Here is a 7234-nt window from a genome sequence, read left to right as displayed (position 1 = left end):
CGCTGACCAGCGCCTTCAGCTCGGCCGGCGACAGCGCGTCAGGATCGGCGGGCGGGACCATGCGCCCGAGCGAATCAGACCAGCCGCCACCTGGGAAGGGCAAACTGCACCCTCGCCACAGGTTTTGCCCCTCTTACGTCTACAAGCTCTAACCCTTTGTTCTGCCTGATCCTTGCCGCGGCGCGGGGCGTGAGAATTCAGCAACTGCTTCGCCCGGGCGAACGCCTCGGATGTCTGAATCTGGCACGTCTCAGGCCCAAGCCCCTCGAATCTCCCGATCCTGTGTTACTCTTGCGGTATGGATGGCCAGGAGCGCGGGCGCCGCAACGCAGCCCCTGAGGCGCGGGCGCGACAGATCATTGATGCTGGCCTCGCGGCCGCGGGCTGGATCGTCCAGGACCGCGCCGAGGTGAACCTTCATGCGGGCCGGGGGATCGCCGTCCGGGAGACCCCCAACCGCCACCGGCCCCGCCGACTACCTGCTCTTCATTGATGGCCGCGCCTGCGGCGTGCTCGAGGCGATCAGATGCGCGTCGGCGCGTTCTTCCGCGCTAGGAAGTGGGTGAAGTACCGGGCGAAGACCCCGCCGCGGGGTTGGCGCTACGTGGCGCCGGGGACGCCAGTGCCATGATGCAGCGGCGCTCCCGTCCAACCTCGTCCAACTTCGTCCAACCTGCGACGCGGAGGTTGGACGGCCGGAGACGCAGGTTTTCTGCGGCTTTCCGCTCGTTCGCTCGGTCTCGTCCAACCTGTCCTACCTTTTCCCTTAGAGCCATACGCGAAGCATGCAGGTCGGTCAGACATACACTTTCCTATACGGGTTTAGGGAGGCGGTTGGCAGGTAGGATAGGTAGGGCGGATTGGGCCAAGCTGCTGATTAAGCGGCGGAATTCCTGTCCTACCTCCCCGTGCCAGGTTGGACCAGGTAGAACCGCCAGCCGCCGGCAGCGCCGCAGCCCGATCGCACGCGGGCCGTCGACACGCTCGGACAGATGCTGGCCAACAGCACCATCACGCCGCCGATGCATGAGGCAGGCTGCATCTTCCGGACGCTGTTCCGCTCCGCGGCGCTGGACGGCATCGCCACGTCGCAGCTGACCCGGCTGGCGGGCCCCACCGCCGACGCAATGTCGAGCCGGCAGATCGACGCGCGACGGCGCGTGGCTGAGGCGCTCGACGCGCTGGGCGGCCACGACAGACCGAGCCGAGCCAGCCTGTCCTCGAGCGCTACATGGTTGAGAGCACCACGCTGGAGAAGCTGTCCGACATGCCCGCTGGATCGCCGGGCTGATCCTGTCACGCGGCCAACCACGTATCGCGGCGCGCGACGTCATGCAGGCATACGGCGCGCTTCGGGCCCCGGAAGCGAGGCGTGAGCTCCAGGAGGTCATGGAGACGCTGGTAACGGTCGGCTGGCTGCGGCCGGAGCCGCAGGCCAATCCCACCAGAGCGCCAACAGCATGGGCGGTGAATCCAAAGGTCCACGCCACCTTCGCCGCGCGGGCCGAGGCTGAGCGCGAACGGCGGCGACAGGCGCAGCAGGACACCGCCGAAGCCATACGACGTGCTCGCTCGGCGGCCTAATGTTGCAAATGTTGCCTCGCGCGCGAAGGGCATGGATGCTTCTCATCTCATTTTAGTCTCTTCCTCACCATGCGTGTATTGGCGCTCGCGCGCGCGAGGCAACATTTGCAACATCTGGCCAACGCACACTGGTCTGTAAGCCGTGGCGGTGCGAGCCACCGGCACAGGTGTGGTTTCCCGCTTACAAGAGAGATGATACCGCCTCCAAAAACCTGTCTCACGCGAAAATCTTCATGCTCGTCGTAGCGGAGCGTAAAGCATCGCAGTTGCGGTCGATTGCGGTCGCGATTCCCGCTGCGGTATTCTGCGCGCATCGTGACGTGCACCTGCATCGCTGCGACGGAGCGACCGAGGTGAGCCGCAACCCCTTCACCCCAACCGACGATCAGCGCCGCCTGGTCCGAACCATGGCCGGCTTTGGCGTGCCGCACGACGACATCGCCCTGGTGACCAAGTGCAGCCCGCCGACGCTGCGCAAGTGGTTCCGCCACGAGCTCGACGTCGCCACCATCGAGGCCAACGCCCGGGTAGCGCAGACGCTCTACCAGCAGGCCACCACGCCGGGGAACATTGCAGCGACGATCTTCTGGCTGAAGGCCCGGGCCGGCTGGCGCGAGAAACACGCGATCGAGGTGACCGGCCGGGACGGCGCCCCGCTGCCGGCTCCGCAGCTCATCATCGAGCGGCGCATCATTGACCCTGGCCGTGGTCCAGAGCCCTCCGTGATCGAAGGTCGTTGCGAATGAGCGCCGCCGGCACACCGCCGATCTTTCCGTCCTACAAGGCGGCATCGGTCGCCGACCTCGTGCCCTACGCCCGCAACGCCCGCACCCACTCGGCGGCGCAGGTGGCGCAGCTGGCCGCCAGCATCCGCGAGTTCGGCTTCACCAACCCGATCCTGGTCGATGGCGAGCGTGGTGTCATCGCCGGCCACGGCAGGCTGCTCGCTGCCCGCAAGCTCGGCCTCACCGAGGTGCCGACCATCGAGCTCAGCCACCTCACGCCGGCGCAGCGGCGGGCCTACGTCCTCGCCGACAACCGGCTGGCGCTCTCCGCCGGCTGGGATGAAGAGCTGCTGCGGATCGAACTGGGCGACCTTCAGGCCGAGGGCTTCGACCTGGCGCTCACCGGGTTCGACGCGAACGAGATCGGCAAGCTGCTGATTGGCGCCACCGACGGGCTGACCGACCCCGATCAGGTGCCGAAGGTGCCCGGGGTCCCGATGAGCCGCCCGGGTGACCTCTGGCTGCTCGGCCGCCACCGCCTGCTCTGCGGCGACGCCACCGACCAGGCCACCGTGGCGCGCCTGCTGGCCGGGGTGCAGCCCCACCTCATGGTCACCGACCCGCCCTAGGGCGTCGCCTATGACCCCGCCTGGCGCAATAGGGCCGGCCTCAGCACCACCCGGCGGGTGAGCAAGGTGGAGAACGACCACCGGGCCGACTGGCGGGAAGCCTGGGCGCTGTTCCCCGGCGAGGTGGCCTATGTCTGGCACGGCGCCCTGCATGCCACCACGGTGGCGGAAAGCCTCACCGCCACCGGCTTTGAGATCCGCGCCCAGGTGATCTGGGCCAAGGACCGGCTGGTGCTCGGCCGTGGCCACTACCACTGGCAGCACGAGCCCTGCTGGTACGCGGTGCGGGGCACCGAGCACTGGAGCGGCGACCGCAAGCAGACCACCCTCTGGCAGATCGCCAGCCGCAGCCAGGACGCCGAGACAGTGCATGGGACGCAGAAGCCGGTGGAGTGCATGCGCCGGCCGATCGTCAACAACAGCAGCCCCGGCCAGGCCGTCTATGAGCCCTTCTCCGGCTCCGGTACGACGCTGATCGCCGCCGAGATGGAGGGCCGGGCCTGTCATGCGCTTGAGCTGTCGCCGGCCTATGTCGATGTCGCCCTCACCCGCTGGCAGGCCTTCACCGGGCAGCCGGCGATGCTGGAGGGGGATGGCCGGAGCTTCGCCGAGATCGCCACCCTGCGCGCCGAGGAGGCCTCACATGCCAGCGCTGGTTGACCCAACCGAGGAGGACCGTCGGCTGGTCCGGGCGATGTCGGGCTTTGGCATTCCGCAGGAGCAGATCGCCACCCACTTGGGGATCGACGCCAAGACGCTGCGCAAGCACTTCCGGCAGGATCTGGATCGCGGGATGGTCGAGGCCACGGCCAAGGTCGCGCAGTCGCTGTTCCAGATGGCGACCACGGGCAAGAACGTGGCGGCGGCGATCTTCTGAATGAAGGCGCGGGCGGGCTGGCGGGAGAAGCAGGAGGTCGAGGTGACGCCGCTGCGCCGGGTGGAGGATCTCAGCGACGAGGAGCTGTCGCGGATGATCGAGGCCTGCCAACACATGCAGGAGCAGCCGCAGGACCGATCGGCGCTCGAGCGCCACGAGGACGAGCGTGCCGCCTGACACCGCGGTCCTGTTCACCATCGACCAACGACCGTTAATCGGTGGTGAACAGGAGGCCGAGCGGGGGGGGCTGAGGGAGGCGCTGGACGAGCCGGCGGCGTGCTACAATCTCAGCCTCACGTATCCAGAGGAGGGTCGAATGCCACACTCCCCTTTTGATCGGCGGCTAATGCTCGCCCTAGGTGCCGCCGCGGTCGGGCTGGCCATTCCCTGGATCGCTTTTGCCCATCACGGCTGGAGCTGGGCAGAGGATGAGCAGACGGAGCTCCGCGGCAGGATTCGCGAGATCTACATTGGGTACCCGCATCCCACGCTTCGCATCGAGACCGGCGAGGGTCTCTGGCTCGTCGAACTCGGTAATCCCCGCCAGACGGAGCGCGCCGGATTCACTGAGACCTCGGCCGCAGTTGGCGACCAGGTGCTCGCACTCGGCAATCGCTCCCGCACGCGTGAGGAGAAGCGACTGAAAGCGGTACGCATCACTGTGCGAGCGCGAACCTATGACATCTACCCTGAGAGGATCCGCACTGGCTGAGCGCACCGACGGTGCTTGATGCGATCGCAGGTTGGCCCGTCGGTGCTTGGCTGCGTGCCTCGGACATCGCCTATCCGCTGGTCAATGCGGCCCACATTGCCTCAATCGGGCTGCTTCTGGGCGCGATTGTCACCTTGGACCTGCGTCTCCTCGGGGCGTTCCGGAGGCATCCCATTGGACATCTTGCGCCACCGCTCGTGCGTGTTGCTGCGGCTGGCCTCCTCGCCGCAGCGGTGACAGGTCTGCTGCTGTTCAGTACTCGGCCTACCACCTATCTGGAGAACCCGGCATTTCTTGCCAAGCTTGCCCTGGTTGGCCTCGCGCTGCTGAATGCTATGGCGCTCCGCCTGCATCCCTGGTGGAGGAGCGGCACGTACCAAGGCGAGGCTCCAGGGACAGTTCGGGCCGCGGTGGCAGTCTCACTCGTCGCCTGGCCGTCCGCCGTCGTCGCGGGCCGCTGGATCGGGTTCCTCCAATAGCTGCCCGCGACGTCGGATGAATCCGGACTGGACGCTGCGGCCGCATTGAAGCTGCTCTGCGGGTCAGTGCCACTCTTCGGGACGTATATCGCCTGCTCCTCAGCCCCAACCCGTCACCATCGCATGTGTCCACGCACCGCGCCCTGATGGCACCGGCCCCCCGCCCCCGTTTGGTCCCCCTGGCCATTGCCTCACCCTTGAATCTGTCGGCCCGAAACCGCTCCGCTTACCTAGGTGCCACCAAGTAGTGCGCACAACGTTCATTGGATTGGGAGTGCGGGAGCCGACCCGGGGAGAACAGAATGAGGAGCTACCCGATCTCGGACGCCGGGGTGTTCAAGGGCAACCGCGGGCAGGACGCTCTTGTCCGCCTGGAGACGATTGCCCGCCTGCTCGATACCAAATGGCACATCCCTGGCACCGGCATCCGCTTCGGGGCGGATGCCCTTCTGAGCTTGCTGCCAGCTGTTGGGCCGGTCGCCTCCACGGCCATCTCGGCCTATCTGATATGGGAAGCACGCCGGCTGGGCGTCTCCACCGGCACACTGCTCCGCATGGTCGGCAATGTCGGCCTGGACGCGCTGATCAGTGCAGTGCCGGTGGCAGGCTCGATCGGCGATGTCTTCTTCCGCGCCAACCTTCGCAATATGGGCCTGCTGCGGCGGCACCTCGAACGGCACCGCCGTTAGGCGATGCAGGGTGTCAGGCGCTGGCTCGGGCCAGCACACGGGGGACGGCGGTGTGGGTCCAGACACCGCCACCACGCGGCGTCGGCACGCCACGCTCCGTCAGCGCCCGCGCCATCACCGCCTGACCGGTGACGCCTTCGGCCCGCGGCCGTTCGACCTCCAACGCCAGCCGGTGCGCCGTCCGCTCCGCCGCCTGCCGGCGCGCCAGGGCCGCTGCGGCGGCGTCCGGGCCGCAGGTGGGGCGGTAGCCCCGGTCGCCGCCCAGCGTCTTTCCACGCGCTTTGGCGGCCGCCAGCGCCGCCCTGGTGCGCTCGCTGATCAGCTCGCGCTCCTTCTGCGCCATGGCGGCGTAGATCCGCATCATCAGATCGTCGGCTCCGGGCATGTCCGCCGCCCGGGTTGCGTAGCCCTCCTCCAGCAGCTGCGACAACGTGTGCGCCCGGCGGGTGATCCGGTCGAGCCGCGCCGCCACCAGCACCGCGCCGAACTGCCGGCAGCGGGCCAGCGCCGCCTGGAAGCCCGGCCGGCCGTCGTCCTTGCCTGACGCGACGTCGCTGTGCTCGGCCACCAGCGTCCAGCCCTGCGCGGTGGCGAAGGCGCGGACGCTGGCCTGCTGCGCCTCCAGGCCGAGGCCGCTCTGGCCCTGCTCGGCGGTGGAGACCCGGTGGAGCCCTACCGCGTAAGGTGCTCCGTGCTGTAGCGAGCCGAGCGTCATGCTGCGCGGCGGCGGTGAGGATCTGCCGCTGGGTGTCGGAGAAGGGCATCGTTGGAGCTCCTGGTGCAGGACTCGATCAGCCAGGTCCTACGAGCCCAAGCCCGCCGAGGAGCTGGGCAGGTCGGCGCGCAAGCGCTCATCGTAGCGCGAAGCCGACCATTCGCTCTACTTGGCCCGCGAGCCAAGTAAGAGTTCAATGGCGGAGTTGCTCGGTCGACAATCCGCACCGGGTATCGGCATACGCGCAGTTTATAGAGCACTTTGATGTTGCACGGAATCGCATGGTCTGATTCGACGCTGGTGTTGCACTGGCGAGGCGATGATGACGGCACCTCTGTCTGCGGACCTCCGGCGGCGCCTGATCCGGGCGGTTGAGGCGGGCAGTTCGGCGCGGGAGGCGGCGCGGCGCTTCGAGGTGAGCCCCTCGGCGACGATCAAGCTGATGCGCCGGGTGCGGGAGACGGGCAGTGCGGCACCGGCCAAGATCGGCGGCTACCGCAAACCCCTGCTGGCCGGGCATGAGGCCCTGCTGCGGGACCTGACCGCGGCCAAGCCGGGCATCACCCTGGCTGAGATCCAGGCGGAGCTGACCGGCCGTGGCATCGAGGCGGGCTCGCTGGCGACCATCTGGACGACGCTGCGCCGGCTTGGCCTGCGACACAAAAAAACTAGGTTGGCAAAGCTTGCTGGCATGCTCGGTGCTCGAGTGCGGCGAGATATCCTGCTGGATCGCGGCGAAAGCGGGTGCGCAGGGTTCGGGCGAGACGCCTCGGCTCAAGGCGCTGGCGGAGGTCGCGCCATCGTTCTCGGCTGACCCGGCCGAG

Annotated in this window: 10 protein-coding genes; 9 read left to right on the top strand and 1 reads right to left on the bottom strand. The window is 68.0% G+C overall.

The genetic code is table 11. The features are described from left to right. Positions 1–1817: 1817 nt before the first annotated feature. The 8 genes from H7965_RS27980 (at position 1818) to H7965_RS27950 (ending at position 5695) form a co-directional block, all read left to right on the top strand. Positions 1818–2330: a hypothetical protein gene (locus H7965_RS27980; protein ID WP_186773816.1), complete on the top strand. Its 513-nt coding sequence runs from the start codon at positions 1818–1820 to the stop codon at positions 2328–2330. Then, positions 2327–2938 (top strand): ParB/Srx family N-terminal domain-containing protein, encoded by a 612-nt coding sequence (locus tag H7965_RS31460; protein WP_229682840.1) that lies wholly within the window; start codon positions 2327–2329, stop codon positions 2936–2938. The genes H7965_RS27980 and H7965_RS31460 overlap by 4 nt, the downstream gene beginning before the upstream one ends. Positions 2939–3004: 66 nt before the next feature. Further along, on the top strand, positions 3005–3598 hold the full coding sequence (locus H7965_RS31455) for a DNA-methyltransferase (protein ID WP_229682839.1): 594 nt from the start codon (positions 3005–3007) through the stop codon (positions 3596–3598). Beyond that, positions 3582–3815: a helix-turn-helix domain-containing protein gene (locus tag H7965_RS27970; protein WP_186773815.1), complete on the top strand. Its 234-nt coding sequence runs from the start codon at positions 3582–3584 to the stop codon at positions 3813–3815. The genes H7965_RS31455 and H7965_RS27970 overlap by 17 nt, the downstream gene beginning before the upstream one ends. Then, positions 3816–3992, top strand: a complete 177-nt coding sequence (locus H7965_RS27965; RefSeq protein ID WP_186773814.1) for a hypothetical protein — start codon at positions 3816–3818, stop codon at positions 3990–3992. Next, positions 3982–4527, top strand: coding sequence for a DUF6152 family protein (locus tag H7965_RS27960; RefSeq protein ID WP_229682838.1), 546 nt, complete (start codon positions 3982–3984; stop codon positions 4525–4527). The genes H7965_RS27965 and H7965_RS27960 overlap by 11 nt, the downstream gene beginning before the upstream one ends. An 11-nt stretch (positions 4528–4538) precedes the next feature. After that, positions 4539–5006, top strand: coding sequence for a DUF2214 domain-containing protein (locus H7965_RS27955; RefSeq protein ID WP_186773813.1), 468 nt, complete (start codon positions 4539–4541; stop codon positions 5004–5006). A 302-nt stretch (positions 5007–5308) separates the two neighbouring features. Then, positions 5309–5695, top strand: coding sequence for a DUF4112 domain-containing protein (locus tag H7965_RS27950; RefSeq protein WP_186773812.1), 387 nt, complete (start codon positions 5309–5311; stop codon positions 5693–5695). A gap of 13 nt (positions 5696–5708) precedes the next feature. On the opposite strand, the gene H7965_RS27945 is transcribed toward H7965_RS27950, so the two are convergent. Beyond that, a complete protein-coding gene (locus tag H7965_RS27945) occupies positions 5709–6410 on the bottom strand; it encodes a recombinase family protein (protein ID WP_186773811.1) in 702 nt (233 codons plus the stop codon). Positions 6411–6732: 322 nt separating this feature from the next. Here H7965_RS27945 and H7965_RS32105 point away from each other — a divergent pair, with 322 nt between their 5' ends. Beyond that, a complete protein-coding gene (locus tag H7965_RS32105; RefSeq protein ID WP_186773810.1) occupies positions 6733–7224 on the top strand; it encodes a transposase in 492 nt (163 codons plus the stop codon). Positions 7225–7234 lie beyond the last annotated feature (10 nt).

Origin of the sequence: Siccirubricoccus deserti (assembly GCF_014283215.1) — a bacterium.
GTDB lineage: Bacteria > Pseudomonadota > Alphaproteobacteria > Acetobacterales > Acetobacteraceae > Siccirubricoccus > Siccirubricoccus deserti.
This window is presented reverse-complemented; position numbering and strand designations above follow the sequence as displayed.